The organism is Vibrio sp. UCD-FRSSP16_30 (assembly GCF_001676025.1).
Taxonomy (GTDB): Bacteria; Pseudomonadota; Gammaproteobacteria; order Enterobacterales; family Vibrionaceae; genus Vibrio.
The window spans coordinates 1-24039 of the sequence record NZ_LZFW01000014.1; the positions used below are offsets into that span (position 1 = coordinate 1).

General features: G+C 40.4%; 15 protein-coding genes. 4 read left to right on the plus strand and 11 right to left on the minus strand.

Annotated features, from left to right (window positions below; all coding sequences use genetic code 11):
• A partial coding sequence (locus A9260_RS08255) for a transposase (RefSeq protein WP_197485277.1) occupies positions 1-267 on the plus strand: 267 nt, incomplete at its 5' end.
• A 30-nt stretch (positions 268-297) separates the two neighbouring features.
• On the opposite strand, the gene A9260_RS08260 is transcribed toward A9260_RS08255, so the two are convergent.
• On the minus strand, positions 298-876 hold the full coding sequence (locus tag A9260_RS08260; protein WP_068697956.1) for a class I SAM-dependent DNA methyltransferase: 579 nt from the start codon (positions 874-876) through the stop codon (positions 298-300).
• 326 nt (positions 877-1202) lie between these two features.
• On the opposite strand from A9260_RS08260, the gene A9260_RS08265 reads away from it, so the two are divergent.
• On the plus strand, positions 1203-2387 hold the full coding sequence (locus tag A9260_RS08265) for an NnrS family protein (RefSeq protein WP_068697958.1): 1185 nt from the start codon (positions 1203-1205) through the stop codon (positions 2385-2387).
• 262 nt (positions 2388-2649) lie between these two features.
• On the opposite strand, the gene A9260_RS08270 is transcribed toward A9260_RS08265, so the two are convergent.
• The 5 genes from A9260_RS08270 to A9260_RS08290 all read right to left on the minus strand — a co-directional run bounded on the left by A9260_RS08270 (position 2650) and on the right by A9260_RS08290 (position 11782).
• Positions 2650-3519, minus strand: a complete 870-nt coding sequence (locus tag A9260_RS08270) for an alpha/beta hydrolase (RefSeq protein WP_068697960.1) — start codon at positions 3517-3519, stop codon at positions 2650-2652.
• A gap of 142 nt (positions 3520-3661) precedes the next feature.
• A complete protein-coding gene (locus tag A9260_RS08275) occupies positions 3662-4042 on the minus strand; it encodes an MAPEG family protein (protein WP_068697961.1) in 381 nt (126 codons plus the stop codon).
• A gap of 297 nt (positions 4043-4339) precedes the next feature.
• Positions 4340-6517 (minus strand): 1,4-alpha-glucan branching protein GlgB, encoded by a 2178-nt coding sequence (gene glgB, locus A9260_RS08280; RefSeq protein WP_068697964.1) that lies wholly within the window; start codon positions 6515-6517, stop codon positions 4340-4342.
• A gap of 458 nt (positions 6518-6975) precedes the next feature.
• Positions 6976-9162, minus strand: a complete 2187-nt coding sequence (gene malQ / locus A9260_RS08285) for a 4-alpha-glucanotransferase (protein ID WP_068697965.1) — start codon at positions 9160-9162, stop codon at positions 6976-6978.
• 166 nt (positions 9163-9328) lie between these two features.
• Entirely contained in the window at positions 9329-11782 is a 2454-nt protein-coding gene (locus A9260_RS08290; RefSeq protein ID WP_068697967.1) for a glycogen/starch/alpha-glucan phosphorylase, read from the minus strand.
• Positions 11783-12351: 569 nt separating this feature from the next.
• On the opposite strand from A9260_RS08290, the gene malT reads away from it, so the two are divergent.
• Positions 12352-15057, plus strand: coding sequence for an HTH-type transcriptional regulator MalT (gene malT / locus A9260_RS08295; protein WP_068697969.1), 2706 nt, complete (start codon positions 12352-12354; stop codon positions 15055-15057).
• 152 nt (positions 15058-15209) lie between these two features.
• Here the strand turns inward: malT and A9260_RS08300 are convergent, their stop codons facing one another.
• The 3 genes from A9260_RS08300 to A9260_RS08310 all read right to left on the minus strand — a co-directional run bounded on the left by A9260_RS08300 (position 15210) and on the right by A9260_RS08310 (position 18543).
• Complete coding sequence (locus tag A9260_RS08300) at positions 15210-16565, minus strand: Fic family protein (RefSeq protein ID WP_068697971.1); 1356 nt, start codon at positions 16563-16565, stop codon at positions 15210-15212.
• Positions 16566-17016: 451 nt separating this feature from the next.
• Complete coding sequence (locus tag A9260_RS08305) at positions 17017-17562, minus strand: sugar transferase (protein ID WP_068697973.1); 546 nt, start codon at positions 17560-17562, stop codon at positions 17017-17019.
• A gap of 15 nt (positions 17563-17577) precedes the next feature.
• Positions 17578-18543 carry a UDP-glucose 4-epimerase family protein gene (locus A9260_RS08310; RefSeq protein ID WP_068697975.1) on the minus strand — a complete coding sequence of 322 codons (966 nt, stop codon included), beginning with the start codon at positions 18541-18543 and terminating at the stop codon, positions 17578-17580.
• A gap of 116 nt (positions 18544-18659) precedes the next feature.
• On the opposite strand from A9260_RS08310, the gene A9260_RS08315 reads away from it, so the two are divergent.
• On the plus strand, positions 18660-20531 hold the full coding sequence (locus A9260_RS08315) for a nucleoside-diphosphate sugar epimerase/dehydratase (protein ID WP_068697977.1): 1872 nt from the start codon (positions 18660-18662) through the stop codon (positions 20529-20531).
• Positions 20532-20593: 62 nt separating this feature from the next.
• On the opposite strand, the gene A9260_RS08320 is transcribed toward A9260_RS08315, so the two are convergent.
• Both A9260_RS08320 and A9260_RS08325 read right to left on the minus strand, forming a co-directional pair.
• The gene (locus tag A9260_RS08320; protein WP_068697979.1) at positions 20594-21853 is read right to left on the minus strand and encodes a glycosyltransferase; all 1260 of its coding nucleotides are present in this window, start codon (positions 21851-21853) and stop codon (positions 20594-20596) included.
• Between the two features lie 8 nt (positions 21854-21861).
• Positions 21862-24039, minus strand: a complete 2178-nt coding sequence (locus A9260_RS08325; RefSeq protein ID WP_068697981.1) for a bifunctional glycosyltransferase/CDP-glycerol:glycerophosphate glycerophosphotransferase — start codon at positions 24037-24039, stop codon at positions 21862-21864.

The following is a 24039-nucleotide window of genomic DNA, read 5'->3' on the forward strand; positions in this document are numbered from 1 at the left end:
CAAAACTTGAATACGCTATTTAACTACCCGCAAGATATTCGAAAAGCAATTTACACAACCAATGCGATTGAATCACTCAACAGCGTGATACGTAAGGCTTTGAAGAAGCGTAAAATCTTCCCAAATGATGAAGCGGCAACTAAGATGGTTTATCTAGCGATTAAAGATGCCAGTAAAAAATGGACTATGCCCATTCAAAACTGGCGTCAGGCGATGAGTCGATTTATCATCGAGTTCGAAGACCGTGTCGAGAAGCACATAAACTAAATGTCAGTTACACAGAATCTGTTACAGCCTCTATTTGTAAGCCACAGCCATTAATACAGGTTGTACAGAACCATCTTCAATGGTCACTTCAAAAGGAATAGAGATTTCAATATCAGTAAAGCCCGCATTATGCAGAGTTGCATGTGCGACTTCTTGAGTCATGCCTCTTTCTTGACCATCAGTTAGCCAATCCCAATGAACGAAGATACCTTGCTCATCAAGCAGTGAATATATAACACTCGCAACTTCGGTAAAATTAGGTAAGAAACCACAAACAGATGACGCGACAACGAGATCAAATTGTTTTCTAAAAGCAGGATGCTGCGCAACTAAACCACGAGTCAGTTGATCGACGACAGGTTCAACATTACTGAGCATTTTTTTATCAAGCTCTTCAATCATGGCTTCGGAGGCATCCAGAGCAACAATACTGCGCACCAAGGGGGCCATTTGTTGGCTCAATAAGCCCGTGCCACAACCAAAATCCAGTACATTTGCACCTTTTAATGAATGCAGTGCTTTCAGTTCAGTAAATGCAAGTTCGGAGAATTGAGTCGTTGCTGAGTGACTTTCCCATTTCGCAGCATAATCATCCCAATTGTGTACCATGTGCCTGTCCATCCTAAAATCTTTTCTCTTTGCTGAGTAAAGCAAATCTAGATAAAAAAAGATACCAAATTGAATTTAATACAAACAGATATTGAGGTTTAGATCATGCCTTGGTTGATTTTCAAGCACTTACTGGAAATTCGACAACCATTCGACAACTAATGGCAGCATTAGCTGACCTTACGCTCTGCTTTCATACTTATGACAAAACACCGCACACAATAAAAAACATCACTAGCAGTAAGCACTTAAGTTCACACTATACTTGCAATATCACTCACTCTAATTTAAAGTTGCATTTAATTTACAACTTTAAGGTTTTTGTCATGCTAAACATCACAGACAAAGCAAAAGAGGAAGCAATTACACCATTGCTGAGACTTGGGTTTCGTCCTTTTTTCCTATTAGGCGCATTGTATGCTTTTATCGCAATTCCAGTATGGATTTACGCTTATCAGAATGGACAACCTGCAGCTTTAGGTGCTCCGGCACTGTGGTGGCATGCTCATGAAATGTTGTTTGGATTCTCCATGGCGATTGTGGCAGGTTTTGCCCTTACCGCAGTCCAAAACTGGACTGGAGTGAATGGCACAAAAGGCGCTCGTTTGGGCGTAATAGTTGCCTTATGGTTAGCCCCAAGAATCCTATTTTGGACTCCTGCACCGTTATGGCTAATTTCTATTATTGAAAGTCTATTTTTATTGGCTGTTGCTTATGAGATGGGTATTCGAGTTTATAAATCAAAAGGTTGGAGAAACTTATTCTTCGTTCCTTTGTTTATTCTTGCCATCATCGCTAACTTTGCAAGCTACGCGACCATCAAAGGTGTTGCCCCCTTTACGGCAATGGCAGTCTGGCAAGCGATGCTATGGTGGTTTATGTTACTGCTGTCTGTTATGGGCGGTCGCGTTATCCCATTCTTCACCTCACGTCGTATGCAATTTGACAAACCACAACCTATTTTATGGATAGAAGTTGCGGGTAACTTCCCATTAGTGCTGCTATTCGTATTAAGCTTTTTCCCACTAACTTTAAGTGTGCTTGAAACACCGCTACTAGTCTGGGCTGGCTGTTTTCAGTTAATTAAAGTACTGCGTTGGAAACCATGGAAAACATGGGGTGAGCCACTGGTATGGTCACTGCATTTATCTTACCTGTGTATTCCAGCATACCTATTGCTTAAAGGTTTAACCACCAATGCTTGGTTATCTCATACCTCTTTGCATTTGTTTGCCATTGGCGCAATTGCAGGGCTTATTTTAGCCATGATTACTCGTGTCACTATGGGTCATACTGGGCGTAATATTTACCAAGGTCCACAAATGCGCATTGCATTTGCATCACTGATTTTATCTGCATTAATCAGAAGCATTGGTATTGGTCTTTACCCTGAATACATGATGCAACTTCTTGATGTCGCAACGGTTTTATGGATGTTGAGTTTTGGTATGTACTTACTCAAGTTTGGTAAAATGTTGATGACACCGCGCAGCGATGGTCACCCAGGTTAAACCCATTATTAAGTAAACTGACTAAATAGGCCCCTAAAATCATCATGATATTAGGGGCCTATTGTTATCTACTTTACAAATCGTTATCAGCCATTGTCGCCATTAACAGGGTGAGATCACGAACGTTATTTGAGCAAAATCATGTGCATTATTGGAGCAACTCTTTGGGGCATGGGTTGTGGCATGGATGCCACGATGAAGCCATCAAGGATGATTTCACGGCGTCTTGTGGAGATGATGCACATGATTGGTCGATAAGTACTCACTCTAGCGTGTTAAATGAATGCTCAGTTAGGCGAGTAAAACTTTGTTTCACAGGGTCGCTGTTCATTATGCGGCCATGCCCTAGCCCTTTTGTCGCAACCAAGGTGACATTATCCATCTCTTGCGCGGCGCGCTCAGATACTTCAAAAGAGGTAAACTTATCCGCTTCATCATGCACAATAATGGTGGTGTTTGCTCTTTGCTTTAGCTTGCTATACGGGTCAATGCTATGAATAGGATAATGATATTCATCACTTACCTGCTCCACTACTTCTTCAAACAACTTCATCGAATAGCCCGAGCGCTTCACACTACCAAATAAATTTTCTAAGTACTCTAGCACTGGCGCAATCAATAATAACGGACAACCGAGTGCTTTCTCATGCTTACACTCTAAAGTTGATGCTGTGCCCATGCTATGCGCAATAATACCTTGTATCTCACCGACACTTTCTAATACCGCTTCCAAGCCCTGTACAAATGCAGGGATATGGCCATAAGCGCCGCCACTGGTGCCATGCGCGGGTTGATCGTAAGCCACAGCGGTAAAGCCTTGTTTAGCAATCGCTTCCATTAAAGGGAAAAACTGATTTGCCGTGCCAGACCAACCATGATTTAGCACCCAAATAGGTCCTTCACCTAAGGTATAGGTTGTCAGATCTCCATGCGCGGAGCTCACTGTTCCTATTATGAGTCCTGCTGGCTGAGCATTTTTAGGCTTGCTTCGTACGGGCGTTAACAAAAGCTGACGAGCCACTTTACGAGCATGTTTCGGTGCAACTTTGTGATGAATGCGAGTGCCTGCATTGATTAAAGAACGGCGCAGGTTGAATTTTTGCGAGGTATTAAAGTAGATCTTGTCGCTCATGATTATCCGTAAAAAACTTATGCTAGAGTCGATACTCTAGCATAAGTTTTAGGATTAACATCCACTTAGCGATTTTAGGTGTAGCTATTTAGGTATATCTATTTAAGTATAGCTAAGCGGCTTCTTTATCGGAACGGCTCAATTAGCTATGACAAAAAGCTTGTACAAGGTTAACCACCGCGAGCACAACAATCACTGCATAGGTAGTCAGCATGCCCACCACTCGACCTTTCATCTTTTTGTTCAATAAAGCGTACCCATGCATACAACGTCCTACCACCAGCGACACACCCAATAAATGCACGGCCCAAAGTGATAAGCCATTCATCTCAGCAAGGATAAGCAGCAGCAAAGTAATCGGAATGTATTCGGTTGCGTTACTGTGCGCGCCTCTGGCAACAGACAGCTCTTCTATCTCTCCATCAGAATGAGAGACTTGGTGCTTGCGCCTTAACTTAATAACCTGAATTGATAAATAACAGATCCAGACGGCCAAAATTGCCGCGTACAAAGAAGTGATCATAAAAGTCCATTTTTAATTAATCAGTATTTCTACTGTTTGTATAAGTGTAGATAAAATATTGATAAAGAAAAGAAATCCCAACAGTTTGCTGAGATTCCCTATCTTCAATCTAGTACTAACTGGTAGGGCGAACGCATGAGTGAACATTTATCGACCAATCATGTGCATCATCTCCACAAGACGCCGTGAAATCATCCTTGATGGCTTCATTGTGGCATCCATGCCACAAAGGCTTGTTCCGATAATGCACATGATTTTGTTCAAATAACGTTCGTGATCTCCCCCTGCACTAACTGGTTATTTTACTTTCTTGTAAAATACCGTTGATAGTGGCGGTAAAACCATGTGCACAGATTGTTGCAATCCTTGACTTTCAATCTGCTCAGTTTTCAAACTTGCTGGCACTGTTACGTTTGCACCATTGTATTTAGTGTCGTCAGTATTTAATAACAACTGATACTCCGACTCATTCGGGATGCCTAAGCGGAACTCAAGATGAGGCACAGGAGTAAAGTTAGAAACCACTAACACTCGCTCGCCATTTTCATCAATACGTTCATGCGCTAGAACACTGGCTTCTGCTTCATCTTGCAAACGCCACTCAAACCCTTTTGGATCGTAATCAAGGGCATGCAGCGCAGACTCTTGCTTATAGATTTTATTTAAATCACGCGTCAGATTGAGCACGCCTTGATGACGTTCATAATCCAATAAGAACCACTGCAACTGATCATCATGGTTCCATTCAGCCGTTTGACCAAATTCTGCGCCCATAAAGTTCAATTTCTTACCTGGCTGAGCGTACATATAGCCCATGTAAGCACGTAAGTTTGCGGTCTTCTGCCACTCATCACCCGGCATTTTATCGTGGATCGCCCCTTTACCATAAACCACTTCATCGTGAGATAAAGACAGTACATAGTTCTCACTGTGCGCATACATCAGTGGGAAGGTAATCGTATTGTGATGATATTTACGATGAATAGGATCTTGTTGAATGTAAGACAAGCTGTCATGCATCCAACCCATATTCCACTTAAAACCAAAACCTAATCCGCCAAGGAATGTCGGTGCAGAGACACCCGGGAACGCTGTCGATTCTTCTGCGATCGTCATTGCATTCGGGAAGTGCTTATACACTTCTTCGTTCATCCACTTTAATGTGGCAATGGCATCGTAGTTCTCATTACCACCATCTTGGTTTGGAATCCACTGATCGTGTTCGCGAGAATAATCTAGGTACAACATGGATGCCACAGCATCAACACGAATGCCATCAATATGATAATGCTCAAACCAGAACAAAGCGTTAGACACCATAAAGCGGCGTACGTGCTCACGACCTAAATCATAGATAAATGAGTTCCAATCTTGATGCCAACCGCGACGTGGATCAGGATCGTGATACAAAGGCGTACCATCAAAATTCGCTAAACCATGATCGTCCGATGGGAAGTGAGCAGGAACCCAATCCAATACCACGCCAAGACCGGCTTGGTGGCATTGATCGACAAAGTATTTAAAGTCATCTGGCGTACCAAAACGGCTAGTTGGCGCAAACAAACCAATTGGCTGATAACCCCAAGAACCATAGAACGGATGCTCAGAAATTGGCATCAATTCCACATGCGAATAACCCAAATCAACCAGATAAGGGATCAGCTCTTTAGCCAGTTCGCGATAGTTTAAAAACTCACCTTGCTCATTTCTTTTCCAAGAACCCGCATGCAATTCATAAAAAGATAACGCCTCTTTACGCTTTTGCGTTACAGGGCGAGTTTGCCATGCGCTGTCTTGCCACTGATATTTCGTTTGATCGTAAGTAACAGAAGCAAATGATGGGTATTGTTCATGTTGAAAACCCCACGGGTCTTGCTTATGTGGCAAGGTTTCCCCTTGCGGGCCTTTCAATTCAAATTTGTATTGCGTGCCTTCAGCAAGCTCAGGGACAAATAGGCCCCAGATGCCGTAATCAAGGCGCTGCATTGGATGACGACGGCCATCCCACTGGTTAAAGTCACCAATTAAGCTCACTGCTTGTGCATGCGGTGCGTACACAAGAAAACGAGTACCGGCAATGCTTTTGCCATCACGCTCTAAAGTGACAAATTGCGCACCCATATGCTGATACATTTCTTTTGGTGTATGCAGATGTTCAAACTCTTCATACAACCCATGGTACTGATAAGGGTCATCGATGATTTGCTCAGTTTCCCCCCAATCAACCGCTAATTTGTAATGTTTAAAACTAAGATCGTAATCTTGCGTCAAAATGAACGCATCCATTTCATCACGTTCTAATTCAATACGCTTGTCATCAAACAGCACTTCAACCTTATGTGCTCCTGGCATCCAAACGGTCAAATTACGACCTTGTTCTCTGACAAAGGGTCCTAACAGCGAAAATGGGGCAGTACATGCTGCCTGACTCAACTGTTGATAAGCCAATTTATTTTTATCCTGAGCCTTTTCCACGCCCAATCTCCTTTGATATTAAATTTTATAATTCTTATTAGTAAAAGCGCGTGGCTTTCACTCTAGCCATTTTTTATCCATCTTAGCGATACTATTACCACTAAGCTATATTGGTTACAGAAACATACACTTTAAAAATGCCGAATAATAAAGTCATGATTGCATATCGTCATTTTATTAAAACTCCATCTTATTTTGTGCAGGGTGAGATCACGGCGTCTTGTGGAAATGATGCACATGATTAGTCGATAAGTGACTCATGCGTTCGCCCTATTACTTTGAGCCCATTAATCAGGCTTTTTTTATTATTGATGGTGATTTAAAAACAAAACGAATACGAAAAATGCCCGCTGAATCGCGGGCACTTCAATTCTGTGACAACTGTAACAAAATTCACAAGCAGAAAATTTGAGCAATACAAGAGTTTTGAACTTTACTCTTCTATCTTAACCTTCAACTTATGCCTTATTGGATTGATCACGTACTTGCGTTAAACGCTTCGCAATATGGTTAATGTGGTCTTGACCAAACATTTCATCCAAATTCACTGACAATTTACGTCGCCAGTTCGGGTACTCATCCACCGTTCCGGGAATATTGACCGGCTTATCCATCTCAAGCCAATCTTCTAATTGAACACTCAGCAGTGACGATGAGCCCGAAGCAACGTGCAATTGCAGTCCTTCAGCAAGATAACGATCCATTGGAACCCATGCTGCATTTTCACCAATACCTGATGATAAAAACTGCGGGTTATGCGCTCGCATGGTATCTAAAATCCCCTGCTTACATTGCAGACGTTCATCAAATAAACGAGCTAATTGTGCTTCATCTGGATACAAGCCCAGTTCTTTACCCAATTTTAAGTCGTCACAATGCCAAAATCCGCGCAAGGTTGGCATATCGTGAGTACACAAGGCTGCCATCGACTGTTGCGGATAACTCGCAGGGTCGATAAAGCTACCATCAGGGTTATTTTCAAAGAAGAAAACCTTATACGAATGCACACCAGCATCACGTAAAATATCAATGATTTCATCAGGCACTGTGCCTAAGTCTTCACCAATCACAGAACACTGATAGCGATGAGATTCAAGCGCTAAGATGGCAAGCATATCGTCGACAGGGTAATACATGTACGCGGCTTTGGTCGCGCCTTCCCCTTTCGGTATCCACCATAAACGCAAAAGCCCTAACACATGGTCAATACGCAATGCGCCACAATGTTTCATATTGGCACGTAACAATTGTACAAACGCGTCGTAACCCGTTGCCTGCAAAGCTTGTGGATTAAGTGGTGGTAAGCCCCAGTTTTGCCCTAATGGACCTAAGATATCCGGCGGCGCACCAATGCTTGCGTCTAGGATTAAATTACCTTCGTCAGCCCAAGTTTCTGAGCCAGAATCCGCCACACCAACCGCAAGGTCACGATACAGCCCTAAAGGCATTCCTTTTTCTTGCGCCAATGCCTGAGCTTCATTAATTTGCGCATCCGCAATCCATTGTAAATACATATAAAGATCAACAAGAACTTTATTGTCTTTAATGAATTTCTGCGAACTTGCACTGTCAAAACGACGATATTTCTCTGGGAATACTGGCCATCCCCACACGCAGTCATCCGTATCACGGAACGTTTTATGCATCGCATCAAAGGCGGCTTGATGTACTAAGCTCTCACCACTTTGCTCCACAAAATCAATAAACGCTTGTCCGCGTTGCGTTTTGTTATCTAAATGACGAGATTTAAATTCGGCAAATAATAGCGGTAAGACTGACATTTTTAAGTCAGACACTTCGCTGTAATTGACATGCTGAACTTCACGCGCCTTTTGTAAGCGCTGTTGAAATTCGGCGCTTCCCACTTTTTGTTGCGCTTGTGCACATAAGGCAAACTCAGGTACAGAGCTCACATCAATGTACAGAATATTTAACCAGCGACGTGATGATGGGCTATAAGGACTAGCCGCTTCTGGATTAGCCGGAAACAGAGAATGAATCGGGTTTAAACCGACAAAGTCACCACCTCTTGCGGCAATATCACCCACAAGTTGTTTTAGATCGCCAAAATCACCAATACCCCAGTTATGTGGGGTACGTAAGGTGTATAACTGAATGCTTGGGCCCCAAAGCTTTTTATCGCTGGCAAGCTCTGGCTGCTTAAAGCAACTTTGTGGCGCAACAATCAGGGTCATCTCATAAGGCGCTTTGCGTCGCTTACGAGTCACTAGTAATTTGTGGTATCCCCACTCAATGTCGGCAGGCAATGCAAATACCAGCGGGCCACCTTCTTTTCGAGAATCTCGAACAATTTGAGATTGAAGATAACCTTCTAATACTTGGCCTTGTTCTGTTTCTAGTCGCCATGCAAATTCGCTTTCACGAGCGCTGACACCTAGGTTAAGTTCCACTTCGATCAATTGATCATCGCGAACCACCAGCACAGGGGCAAGTACTTCTTTTTTGTGTTTTTTCTCAGCGGATTTTAGCAGTGCTTCGTCACAGCTTGTGTCGTAGCCCAGTGCAGTAAGCAAACGTTCAATGGTTTCATCTTCAACGCTTGCAGGGTCTCCCCAAGCACTGACATAGCTATCGGCAATACCAGCCATCTCGGCGACTTTTTTTAGTACGGATTGATTTTTCATCGCTCTCTCCGAAGACGAAACACGCCTTCAAACATTTTGCTGTTGTTATTTTTAATTAATATTAAAAATTTAGATTTGATAGTAAGGCAAAGACTCAAAACGACCCCTTTGCCTTTTGGTTCTGGTTCTGTGATTAGTCACAGAGCCAGAGCCATTTTCGTGACAATTAACGGTGTACTGGTGTTAGTTTCCAGATGTTATTAACGTAATCACGAATAGAACGGTCAGAGCTGAATTTACCCACTAGCGCGGTGTTAAGAATTGCTTTCTTCGCCCAACCCGCTTGGTCTTTATATTGCTCGCCCATGTCTTCATGTGCTTTCACATACGATGCGAAATCAGCAAGACATAAGTACGGGTCGCCGCCATCAAGTAAGCTATCAAACGTTGCACGAAGCTTGCCAGGTTCGCCAGGAGTGAACTCTTCACCCAGCAATAGATCCATAGACGCTTTTAGCAAATGGTCAGAATTGTAGTAATCAAATGGGTTGTAGCCACGAGCACGAATATCATTCACCCCATCCACATCTAAACCAAAGATGTAAATGTTCTCATCGCCCACTTCTTCACGAATCTCAACGTTAGCGCCGTCCATCGTACCGATAGTCAATGCACCGTTCAGCGCCATTTTCATGTTACCTGTACCGGATGCTTCTTTACCTGCGGTAGAGATTTGCTCAGAAACGTCAGAAGCTGGAATGATGATTTCAGCAAGGCTTACGCGGTAATCTGGCATGAAGACCACTTTTAGCTTGTTGCCAATGCGAGAATCATTGTTGATCTTCTCGGCAATCTTATTGGTTGCGTAAATGATCTCTTTTGCTAGGTGGTAACCCGGCGCCGCTTTTGCCGCAAAGAACACGACGCGTGGCGTCATATCAAACTCAGCATCGTTCAATAGGCGGTGGTACAAAGACAAGATGTGCAGCATGTTAAGGTGCTGACGTTTATATTCGTGCAGACGCTTGATTTGAACATCAAAGATAGCATTGGTATCAAGTTCGATATCCATGTTCTCTTTAACCCAATCAGCAAGGCGCTGTTTGTTGTCTTTCTTCACAGCCATGTATTGCTGTTGGAATTCTTCGTCTTCAGCAAATTTAGAAATATCAGAAAGTTGGTCTAGGTTTGCCGCCCACTGATCGCCAATTTTATCGGTAATCAGTGCTGATAATCCTGGGTTGCAGAATTTCAACCAACGACGCGGCGTTACACCGTTTGTGACGTTGTGTAGGCGAGTTGGGTATAGCTCATTAAACTCAGGGAACAAGTCTTTCTTAACCAGTGCCGAGTGAAGCGCCGCTACGCCGTTGACTGCATACGAGCCCACAACACACAAGTTAGCCATACGCACCATGCGGTGGAAACCTTCTTGGATAATAGAAAGCTTACGTTGCTTCTCTACATCCCCAGGCCATTTAGCGCGAACTTCCATCAAGAATTCGTGGTTAATGCGGTAGATGATTTCCATGTGACGAGGAAGTAGACGCTGGATTAACGACTCAGACCATGTCTCTAGTGCTTCAGGAAGCAAAGTGTGGTTGGTGTAAGCAAACGTCTTAGTTGAAATAGACCATGCTTTATCCCAGCCAAAGCCTTTCTCATCCACAAGAATGCGCATCAATTCAGGGATAGCAACCGTTGGGTGAGTATCATTTAGCTGTACAGTTTCGTACTTAGGTAAGTCAACCAATGCATGACCGGCCGCTTCGTGACGACGCAAAATATCGCGAATAGACGCTGCCGAGTGGAAGTATTGCTGCATTAGGCGCAGTGTTTTTCCTTTCTCGTGGTTGTCATTTGGGTATAGCACTTTAGTAATGTTGCCTGCATCAATCAGTGAATGCTGCGCTTCAAAGTAATCGCCGTTGTTAAAGCTTTCTAGAGAGAAAGGAGCAATCGCCTGACATTCCCACAAACGAAGCGGATAAACCGTATTCGACTCGTAACCAACAATCGGCAGATCCCAAGGCATCGCCTTAACCGTCATTCCCGGAACCCAACGACGTTTCTCTTCGCCATTTTCAATCACAGTTTCAACGCTGCCGTAAAAACCAATTTCTTGTGCAATTTCAGGGCGAACGAGCTCCCACGGGTAGCCTTCTATGCCACGCCATGCATCTGGCGCTTCTTGTTGAGCACCCTCTTTAAATGATTGCTTAAATAGACCGTATTCGTAGTGAAGACCATAGCCCACGGTTGGGAACTCTTGAGCGGCACATGAATCCATGAAACACGCCGCAAGACGACCTAAACCACCGTTACCCAGTGATGGATCGCGCTCTTCTTCTAGAAGGTCGGTTAAGTTGAAGCCTAACTCACCCATCGCATCAGTTACATGCTCGTATAAGCCCATGCTGATCAAGTTATTACCCGTTAGTCGGCCAATAAGAAATTCTAGAGATAGGTAGTTAACACTTTTTGCATTTTGAATTTTTTCATCTGATTCAGTTTGAAGCAAATCAAGAGTGGTGAATTCCGCTAGGGCTTGACCCATCGCCAAATACCATTGATGTGTAGACGCGTTTTCTTCAGTAGTAGCATAAGTAGAAGTAAGGTGGTTCTTAACGCTTGCTTGAAATTGTTTCTTATCAAATTGTTTTTGTTGAGCTGGTTTCATAAAGGAACTCTCATCGTTATATTAATTTGGTTGTAGTTATTTCCGTCTATAGCCATCATCCGTTAACCAATGCAATGCTTCATCCTCCCTTTAAAAGGAGGACTAGGATGAGTTGTTAGGGCGTAGGGGGAAGGAGAAAAAACACATATTGAGCAAGATCTCACTACAGGGGGGGAGTTACGCACATAGCGAGATCAGCATCACACAAGAATGTAACAAAAGTGCAAAATATGCGCATAATATGCATCTGATATCATTTTAATAACATTAAATAAACGTGAAAATGATCACGTTAAGTTTTGCTAACGAACTAAATCGAGATAAATATGTGCAATTAGATTCGTACAGACACAAAAATATCAGCATATAATCGACGCGCATCACAAATCTGAGGCGTAGAACGCCGAAATAGAAGCTTATTGAGAAAATACATAGCAGGATCAAAACGTAAGATGAAATAGTTGGTACAAACAAATAGGTCGTTCGTCTGTGGTCATGGTTTTTATTTAGCGTGACTGCCTTGATTTGTTAATTCTTGATTTGTTAATTATAGTAGTAGGTAGTTGAACATGTGGATCCCTTCAAAACTGACTCGTCCTGGACGCCTTCACAATGCCATCGTGCGTCCCCGCGTATTGGATTTACTGCAACAAGCCACCTGCTATAAACTGGTATTACTGCGCTCCCCCGCCGGTTATGGCAAGACAACAATGGCCGCCCAATGGCTAACAGATAAATCCCATGTGGGATGGTATAACCTCGACGAAACAGACAATGACAGTTACCAATTTACTAACTACTTTATCCAAGCCCTTAATAAAGCAACCGACAACGCCTGTAGCAATTCTCAAGCGCTGATTGAAAAACGCCAGTATTCCTCTTTATATACTTTATTTGGCGAGATCTTCGGTGAACTGACCAATAACGTACACCAAGCTTATTTAGTATTTGATGACTACCATCTCATCACTAATGAAGAAATTCATGAAGCGATGCGTTTTTTCATCAAGCACATGCCCGATAACCTTACCGTTATTGTCACAAGTCGCTCAAATCCGCCACTTGGCACGGCAAACCTTCGCGTGCGCGATCTCATGATTGAAATTAACGACGACCTGTTAGCCTTTGATTTAGAAGAAACAACACGCTTCTTTAATTTACGAATGAAAGAAGAGATTGACGAGTCAACCGCCAACGAAGTTTGCAACTACGCCGAAGGTTGGGCATCGGCGATGCAGCTTATCGCCGTGCAATCACTGCAACAAAATAAGCCGATTCAGCAATCAATCGCGACAAACGGCAAAATTAACCATAACCACTTATGGGACTACCTTGCAGAAGAGGTCTTTGACTTTGTTGATAGCGACACCAAAACCTTTCTAATGCAGTGCTCAGTGTTAAACCATTTTAATGATGAATTAATTATTGATATGACCCAGCGTGAAGACGCATTAGCCATGTTAAATAGCCTAAATAAATTTGGCTTATTCTTAACCACTTCGTCAACTGAAAATAATTGGTTCCGTTTCCACAATTTATTTAGTGAGTTTCTTGCCCATCAGCGATTAACGCACATGCCATTGCAAGAAATAAAACTGCAAACCGCAGCTGCTCAATCATGGTTAAAACTGGGGCGTCCTACCGAAGCATTAGTGCATGCACAAAGAGCTAAAGACTCCACTTTATGTTCAGATATCATGCAAGATCACGGCTGGAGAATGTTCAATAATGGCGAGTTAACGACTCTAGAAAACGCCATTGCTGAATTAGATAAAGATCAACTGTATAAAACCGCTAAGCTTCCACTACTAAGAGCTTGGCTTGCGCAGAGCCAGCATCGATTTAACACCGTTGGTGACCTATTATCTGAAGCGAAAGTCGAATTTAAAAAACGTAATATCGAACTGTCTGAGCAAGAGCAAGGGCAAGTAAATGCACTGCGTGCGCAAGTGGCTATAAACCAAGGTAACGCCGAACAAGCCCTGCAAATGGCCGAGCTCGCATTAAGCCAAATTGATAATACCGACTTTAGAAGCCGCATCGTTGGCACCTCGGTCATTGGTGAGGTCAACCACGTACTCGGGCGCTTAGATAGAGCCCTACCTATGATGCAACAGACTGAAAAACTGGCCCGCCAATATCAAGTTTATCATCATGTTTTGTGGGCTCTGATCCAACAAAGCGAAATCTTAATTGCGCAAGGCTACATTCAAACGGCGTTTGAGCTTCAAGACCAAGCATTCAAAGTCATCGAAGAACACCACTTCCAACAAGTGCCTCTGCACGAGCATTTGTTGCGAACCCGCGCTCAAATATTATGGTGCTGGAACCGACTGGATGAAGCTGAACTAGCCTCTTATAAAGGCATCGAAGTATTAGCCAATCAGCAAAGCAGTCACCTACACAGTTATTCGTTACTAACCCGCATTGCGCTAGGCAGAGGTGAATTAGATAAAGCCGGACGCTTTGTGAAAAATATCGACGAGTTGCTAGCTGAGTCTAATTATCACATCGACTGGTCAGCCAATGCGTCTTACTCACAATTGCTGTACTGGCAAGCCTGCAATGACATCACCGCCATTCACAACTGGTTAGTCAAAACAGAGCAACCCCTTGATGCCAGCAACCACTTTAATCAACTGCAACTGCGCAATATTGCACGAGCGCAAATTGCCTGTGACATGCTAACCGACGCCGAGCAAACCCTCGCACTATTACAACAACAAGCCAACGCACATAGCCTAATTACAGACAACAATCGCAATCTTATTGTCCAAGCTGTGCTTGATATCAAACAGAAAAACGACAGCCAAGCCAGTGAACACCTTAAACTGGCACTGAGCATGACCAATCAAACCGGCATGCTCGGAAACTTCATCGTAGATGGCGCAAGCATCAGCAAACAACTCGAAAAATTGGTTAACAAAGGCCAACTCGCCGATCTAGAGCGCCACCGCGCCCTACAATTACTAAAAGAAATTGGCAATAAACAACGCAGCCGCGCCGTACACTTTGATGAAGACTTTGTAAATCAACTAGTTAACCACCAAAATATTCCAGAACTTATCCGCACAAGCCCCCTCACCCAAAGAGAATGGCAAGTACTCAACCTCATCTACTCCGGCTTTAGCAACGAACAAATCGCCCAAGAACTGGACGTGGCAGGAACCACAATTAAAACCCATATTCGGAATTTGTATCAGAAGTTAAATATAGCGAACAGAAAGGAAGCGATTGAAACGGCGGAGAATTTGTTGCGGTTGATGGGGTATTAATGCGAAAGGTTAAAGTAAAGTGGGCAATTAAAACGGCAATTAGCTGTAGCCAATACAGTAATGCAGTAATGCAGTAATGCAGTAATGCCTTTTCACTCTCCTTTATTTTCTTCCAAGGCCGTCAAATACATGGGTGCCCAGTATATTCTTTTTTACCCATGAAACTGGCGCCACTTTTCTAATTGAGATGGTCTTAGCCCGTATCGTGCCAATACTCCCTCGTGGATTCGTCTTAGCTCTTCTAATGCAAGGGCTATAATGTTTTGTTTATCCACTTCTTGTTCATTGAAGATAAACGATTCAATGAGATCAATAGGTTGAGATTCGGGTGTCAGAATGACTTGTTTAACAACCTCCTTTACCTTCGCTCTATATTGTAGGCGTTGTTGATCTGGTTTAACGAGCTCTTGTTTCACCGCTAGATATTCTTTTGTTGAGCGCTCATACGCCCATAGATATAGATCACGAAGGAGCTCGATTCTATTCATTTCATAAACCCCAAGCATCGCCTTACTGTAGGCTTCCTCTGGTACATCTAAGAATGTAAGAGGACATACATTGGCTTTAAGCAGCGGGATATTCGCAGCCAAACGAGAGGTGCGTTTATTAATGTCGGCAAATGGTTGCAAGTAAGGTAAATGCACCATTATAAAAAATGATTGCTCAAATGAATCGATAATTTGATTGGCTTTATTAAGAATTAACTCCAGTTGGATAGAAAGTATCTCTTCGGATGACATTGGCTTATAAGCACTGCCCCCAATCTCTACAACATGACTACGCACTCGCCCTTCATCAAATGGGTTAGCTAATAAGTTTTCTGAAAGCGCACTGTGCAGATTCAATATAGTGAAACAATTAAACTCAATAAAGTCAATATTATCAATCAGCAACTCAATCGCTGATTTATGATTTAAAATCATCTGTGTCTCTATGATGCCCTTTCCTTGCGCAGACTGGCCATGCTCAATTAACTCCATCGTATCTAGTCGGCTATAGGTATTACCTTCAAGGTGACTTGATGCCCAAGATAAATCAATGAGTAAACGATTGTAGATGTCTCTTCCATATGTGCCCGCGGGCTGTGTCGCATAGATGGTCTGTCCCATACGCTGTAACTGACGACGAATAGGTTCAGGAAGGTAGTATGTTTTATTTGGAGTGTAGTCATCTAAAAAATCACGTGAATAACCAACAGGATCACGCTCAAAAATAGGCCTACTTAGATAATCAAGAATGTCATAACTGTCAGGTGATAGCGGGATGGATTTGGGAAAACCATCGTGCTCGTTAGTGCTTGCATTGGATATATCTTCTCTAACCGTGCACGCAATGTATTTACGAGAACGACCGTCACCAATAGCTTCTATCTGTTTGTCTTCAATAAGTTTATTAAGCCAACGCTGAAGCGTACGACGTATTAATTCTGGATGAGCGATAATAATATCTGAAATTGATACAGGGTGACATTGTTTCTCAATATGACATTGGATCTCAAACCTATTCATGACAAAAACCCTTTAATTGTGACAGTCTTATTGAGCAATGTGTCATGATTATGGCGTATTTATCGTTTAGTAACAATAATAGTGTCACAGTAAACGGCTGAATTTGATCGCTGACTTACACAGATTTTACTAAACCTACACATCATGATTTTATACCCGACACCCATACCTGATGGGTATGGCGCGCATAAAAATTAAGCTCCTCACTGTCCCCAGCGCAAAAAAAAACGCGGGGTACACACCGAAAAATGCAGTGATAATACGCCCTGTCTTGGACAGACATTTGTCTAGTCACGGACTTTTGCCACTTTGTGATACTGACTAGTACTTATACCTTCAAGAAAATCACCGCCATTCACTACTGGTTAGTCAAAATAGAGCAACTCCTTGATGTTAAGTTGTGCTTGACCAGAATAAAACTAAGCTGACAATTTAACTAAATATACTTAACTCAAACTCGGTCTCCCGCCCCCTTACCAAGCACAGTTTGAAAAATATATTTAAAATAATGAGTCATAGACATAGAACCAATCATTTGGGCATCCCACTTAGCAAGTAAATCAGGTGTGGACATGTCAATTTCATTTACCTGCGCAAGACCTGTGATACCTGGTCTTACTGCGAATATATTCAGAGCTTCTCTTGCATCTACCATATCCTGATGATTTGGTAAGCAAGGCCTTGGGCCCACTAAACTCATTTCGCCTTTAAGTACATTCCATAGTTGTGGTAACTCATCTAACTTTGTCCGACGCAAAAAGCCTCCAAATTTAGTAACGGAATGTGCCCCAACTAGATGTGTCGCAATTGAAACTGTATCGACTGGCATTGTCCTAAACTTGATCAACACAAATATTGTTTGGTTTTTCCCTACTCTTTCTTGCCTAAACAATGGTGAGCCTGTGTCAAAATATCCAATAATGCACAGAACCACAAAGATTGGCCAAAGAAATAACAAGCCAAAAAATGAAAAAATAAAATCTAATACTCGTATCACTACACAACTTCCTTATTACTTACAACGTCCAATATCATTTTTATCTTCTAAATAAGCATCCACTGTCATTTGAACCCCTTGAGCAAATGATATCGGTGGAGTCCAATTTAAACGCTTTTTAGTATGAGATATATCAAGCTGAAGACTACTACATAATCTTAGCCCTACCGCCTCTTTACCTACTAATCTCAATCCAAGTTTAAGCCAAAATTCTGGTATAGGTAACATACGGTTCGATTTCCTCATGGATTTTGCAACTTGCCGCAACAAAACCGAAGTCGAAATATCGTAATCATCTGAAACTAGAAACGTTTCATTTGCTGCTTTAGGATTGTAACAGCACTCTAAAATCAAATGGACCAAATTATCCAAATACACCATACTTCGCTGATTATTAATTGCACCTAAAGGAAGTGGAATACCTTTATCTATCCAATTTAAAAGAGATTTAAAATTAGCTTTAACACCAGGCCCATAGACTAATGGCGGACGAATTATCACCACCTCCATTCCTGTATCCTTTGATACTTGCTTAAGAGCCTGCTCAGCTTTCCATTTACTGACTCCATAAGGATCCGTTGGTGTACAAGAATGCTTAACTATAAACGGACGCTCTAAAACAGTACTTTCACCGTTTACCTTAATCGAACTAAGAAAAACAAAACGCTTAACACCTTGGGCAGCTGCTTGCTTTGCCAAATTTATCGTACCAAGGTGATTAACTTCATCGTATAACGATTCAATCTGATCCAACGGGCCGCTCATTTGGTGTACTCGCGCAGCACAATGGACAACACAATCCACCTCTTTAAAAGCAGAATCCCAATTTGTTATAGGATTGATATCTGCTGAAAAGTGATTTATTCTGTTTTGTGTCGATTGAGATCTAGATTGCCCAATAACTTGGTATCCATCTTTACAAGCTAAATAACTTACGCGATGCCCAACAAATCCCGTAACACCTGTTACAAAAAGTCTCAAAATTCATCCTCTTAGCAAACACAAAAACATTAAATATAAAAAAGTCTCTAGTATAAACTGTTAAACAAATTTAGAATAATAATGATTATTTAAAAATAGTGAGAAGTATATATCTAATGCGCAGCCCTTATCGATTCTTTCTGTCAACAGAGCGTAAAAATAAGCGTATTATTACTATCGCCTATGATATTTTTGCGATTGCGCTATCTCTTTATCTTTCAATAGCCGTAAGGTTAGGTACGATTTACATTCCATTAGGTCTAGACGAACTTGCAAGTATCACGCTAACGGTCATTGTAACTCTCTATTGTTTTACTAAACTTGGAATGTATCGCGCAGTTTTGCGTTATATGATGATCCCAGCACTGGGAAATATTTTCTTAGCTGTTCTTATTTCCTCCTTAGTACTTGCTCTATCCGGATTCTTTTTCAAATCCTTTATCCCTCGCAGTGTCCCATTTATATACACAGGTATTGCTATACTCACGCTTGGTGGACCAAGAATCCTAATCAGAACACTATTCCACTACTATTACCGTAGAAAGAAACCAAACGTTCTCATTTATGGTGCAGGGGAAACAGGGCGAAATCTAGCTTCCTCACTATTACAAGGAGATGAATACCATCCAGTAGCAATACTAGATGATGATCAGGAAAAAGACGGTAATATCATTTATGGCTTAAGAGTTTATCATAGCAGTCACTTTCAACGCCTATCTTCTCTTTATAGTCCTAAAAAGCTATTGCTCGCTATTAATAACATCAGCCAGGGAAAGCGATTAAGACTTTTAGATGAATTATCACACTGGCCCATTGAGGTTCAATCAGTACCGTCCTTGCAAGATATTGCAGCAGGTAAAGGTAGCGCAACAGAAGTTAAAGACTTAGATATAGCGGATCTACTCGGGCGAGCGCCTATTGCTCCAGATCCAATTTTGATGAATCAGAATATTAAGAATAAAGTGGTTATGGTTACCGGTGCTGGAGGGTCAATTGGATCGGAGCTGTGTAGACAAATTATCGCTCAAGAACCAAAAACACTCGTTCTTTTTGAACTAAATGAATATAACCTTTATAAAATAGATCAAGAATTAAAAGCGACAGTCATTAGGTTAAACATTCATTGTGAATTAGTCTCTTGTTTAGGTTCAGTACAAAACGAAAATCGGCTTGTGAATATAATGAGCGCACAGTCAGTAGAGACTATCTACCATGCAGCAGCATATAAACACGTTCCGATCGTTGAAGACAATATTATCGAAGGTATACGAAATAACGTCTTCGGTACTCGAGCATGTGCCAAAGCGGCAATAGAAACCGGTGTAAATAACTTCACTTTAATATCAACAGACAAAGCTGTTAGACCCACTAACATCATGGGAGCAAGTAAACGTTTAGCTGAATTAGTACTACAAGCTTTTGTAGAAAAAGACAGTAACACAACATTTACAATGGTTAGATTTGGTAATGTCCTCGGTTCGTCTGGATCAGTTGTTCCATTATTTAAGAAACAAATTAGAAAAGGTGGCCCTGTTACAGTCACCCACCCCGATATCACTCGATATTTCATGCTAATACCAGAAGCTGCACAACTCGTAATTCAAGCCAGTTCAATGGCGAAAAATGGTCAAGTGTTTGTATTAGATATGGGTGAACCCGTAAAAATATTAGACCTAGCTAAACGCATGATTCACTTAATGGGAATGAGAGTGACTGAAGAGGGTAAGGATAATGGAGATATAGCCATTACATTTTCTGGGCTACGTCCCGGTGAGAAGCTCTATGAAGAGTTATTAATTGGAGAAAATGTGGAAGGCACAAGTCACAAGAAAATCATGACAGCTCGAGAATCTAGTTTGAAGTATGATGAACTTGATAGAGTAATTCAAGAATTAGATAAAGCCTGTCATAATTTTGACATTAAATATGTAGAAAAACTACTTAAGGAACTGCCGTTGAATTATTGTAGAAATAAAATAATCAAGTAAATATATATTGAAAATTTCAATAGTGAACATAGTCCACTATTGAAATTTTAATCACTTAATATTTATTTAAATCTTCGATAAAAAGCTCTTAAATATTTGGTTAATTTATACTTCCTTGCCAACATTTTGACTTTGTTCTTTAACTTATATTTTGGTTGACTTCTGTAAGATTTATCAAATAACATTCCAGAAACCACCAACTCCATATAGTGTTTTTCCATTTCTGACAAGTTTGATAGCTTATTATGTCCCTTAAGTAGCGCGACTTCATCAATAATATCTTTCCAACCAGATATGAATTTATCTAATGAAAACTCATTAGTAATATTAAGGGCATTCGTTGAATAAGTGCTTCTTATAGATTCATCATCAATAAGAGTCTTTAATGCTTCGGAAAATCGTTCACTATCTTTCAAATGAGACTCGACCAAAATCCCATTATAGTTGTTAGTAACAAGTTGATTTACACCTTCGCAATCTGCAAAAGCAACAACAGGTAAACCAACAGACATTGCCTCACCTGCAACCAAACCAAAACCTTCAAATGCAGATGGAAAAGCAAAAATACTAGCAACTGACAATACTTCATGTACATTATCAATGGAATCATTTACTACAACTTGAGAGTCTAAGCCAAGTTTAGTAACCAACGCTTGTATTTCTTTCTTCCCACCAAACCAATCACCCCCATATAAATGGAGTTTCCAATCAGGGTAATCTTTAGCGATTACAGAAAATGCTTTCACTAAAACATCCTGTTGTTTTTGTTCGAGATGATAGCGAGCAATATTTACAATTATATTTCGCTTAGTAAATTGATTTGTTAGTGGACTACTCAATACAGGATTAGTAATTACGCGAATATTTTCAGGGTTTGTATACCCTGAAGCAAAACTTTCAAATAGAACGTGATTTAAATCAGCAGAATGCCTAATAGCATTTAAAAAATCCCGATCACGATACAATGACCGACGAATTTCTTTATCTGAATTATGCTCGGAAATTATTACAGGGTATGGAGTATCAACACAGGCACGGGACATTTTATACAGAGAACGATTGGATCCCATAGAAATAACCACATCAGGATCAATTGACTCCACAAATGCACGTAATTTTCTTTTATTTGGCTCCGAAAATGGAGTGAACTTTTGAAAATATACTGGTGTATTGAGTGGTAATTCGTACTGATTTCTAGGATCTGGTACATCCTCAGTTACTATACTAAATTGATATTCCGCTGGAAAATAATCAACCATGTAAGTAACGAGTTTTTCAATCCCACCTTTCTGCCAATATTGGCTATAAATTAAAACTTTCACTATCGTTCTCACTTAATACAATCTAGTACACGCGATGCATTATTACCATCCGCATCAAACTTATGGAATTTATTTTTGATTTTTTCATACTGTTTATCTAATACATAATCACTATTAATAACAACATTATGAATATGTTCAATTAAACAATCAAAACTATCAATAATAAATTCATGTGGAATAAAATCATCAGATGAATAATTAAACCCACGATTTAATTTATATATATCAATATCAGGCGTATATAACAATACAGGTCGATTTGTTACCATATAATCAAGATATAAACTGGAGTAATCTGTAATTAAAACATCAGTTTCTCTCATTATAACATTCACATCTGGATAATCATTTAAATAAATAATATTATCCGATAAAAGTGAAGATTTTGAATGCTGTCTTAACATATTTGCATGAACACGAATTCCGAACACCGTATTTGTTTTCTTGCATAGGTCGTCCAAAATCTTTAACTGTTCAATACCAAATGCACAAGGAGATTCATCATTATATCGCCAAGTTGGAGCAAATAATATTAACTTTCTACCAGCAACTCTCGAGTGTAAAGAATCAAGATGAAGTTTGTAATCTTTTGGTAATTCACTTTCATCCATAGCAAGAAAATCATGCCTAGGTAAACCAGTTAATTTAACTTTATCTGGAGCTTTGGGAGAAAAACTTTTTTCCATAACGGATTTATCATCAACTGAATTTGCAATGGTAATGGCATACCGCTTTGATTCTAAAGACCAGTGATTCTCTAAATTTTCTGAAACTGCCAATCCTACCTTTTTAATCGGTATTCCATGCCAAAGTTGAATTATTTTTCGTTTATTTAAATTACCTAATTTTCTGTAACCAAACACGGCATGTAAACTATAACCCGTAAAAATTTTGCCACAACGAAGCATGGATAAAATTGCTCTAACCGAATGTAATGGATAAAAAACAATGTTATGTTCAATATCAGGTTCTACTTTCTTGTTGCTATTTAAAATTACTACTTTTCTAATTGAACGATCATTCTTAACTTTCTCGAACAATGCTCTAGGATTATCTAACGTATGTTCTTCATGACGAGCCCAACTAGTAAATAGCCAGATATCCTTTCTTTTTGGAACGAGTCTATCTAGTATAGAAATACTTCTTTCAGACATCCAAAGTATTACCCTTTTAATTAAAGGATTACTACTTTTAATAATTTTCGAATTAAAGTCAAATTCCATCACCTTACAAAAACCATTAAAAATATTTAAGTATTTTTCCTGAAACTCAATCGGTACTACGTTGATTAATTCAGTTGAAAACTCATCAAAATACACATTTATCTGTTGTAACTCTTCTTTAGAATATAAACTCTTAGTACTAATCAAACTTTTCAAAAAGTTATTTGTATTAGCATAACAACATGTAGGAACCTTAGCCCCCCACTTATTCATATGGTCCAAATATTCATTTTCAAAATATGGCTTTATAGATGTAATAATAGAACCAAAGAAGTTAGGTAATCGTTCTACTTCTCGTTTTACATTCCCAGTAAGTGTAGAATATCGCTTATTATAATGAACATGAGTATTATCAATGCAGGATATTATATTACACCGCTTAGTCAAAAATGGTAGAATTTGGGCATCTTCAAGATACATTGATACAAAATTAACATCGTCAAACAATGATTTCCTATATAGCTTATTCCAGACTTGAGGTGTTAGAAAAGGCAAACCATCATTTAGATCTATTCTATAAGCACAATGTTCACCTTTAATAATTCCCGTAGGTGAACCTACCATGTAGTTACGATCATCATATACATATCGAATTAGACATTGCGATATATCAGAATTATTGTCTATTGATGATTCACAGAGAGATGATAATAAATTTGGTTCAAAATAATCATCAGCATCAATAAATGACAGAAATTCACCTTTAGCATGCCCTATACCATTATTTCGTGTTATGCCGACTCCAGAATTAATATCATTGCTAAATACAGAGATTTTAGAATGATGTTTTTCTAGATCTAAAAGAATATTCAGAGTGTCATCGGTACTACAATCATCAATACATATAATTTCAATATTATTATATGTTTGACTTAACACTGAGCGTAATGTTCCTTCTATAGTTTCCTCAGCATTGTGACATGGTATGATGACACTAATTAGTGGTGGGTTTTTTATCAT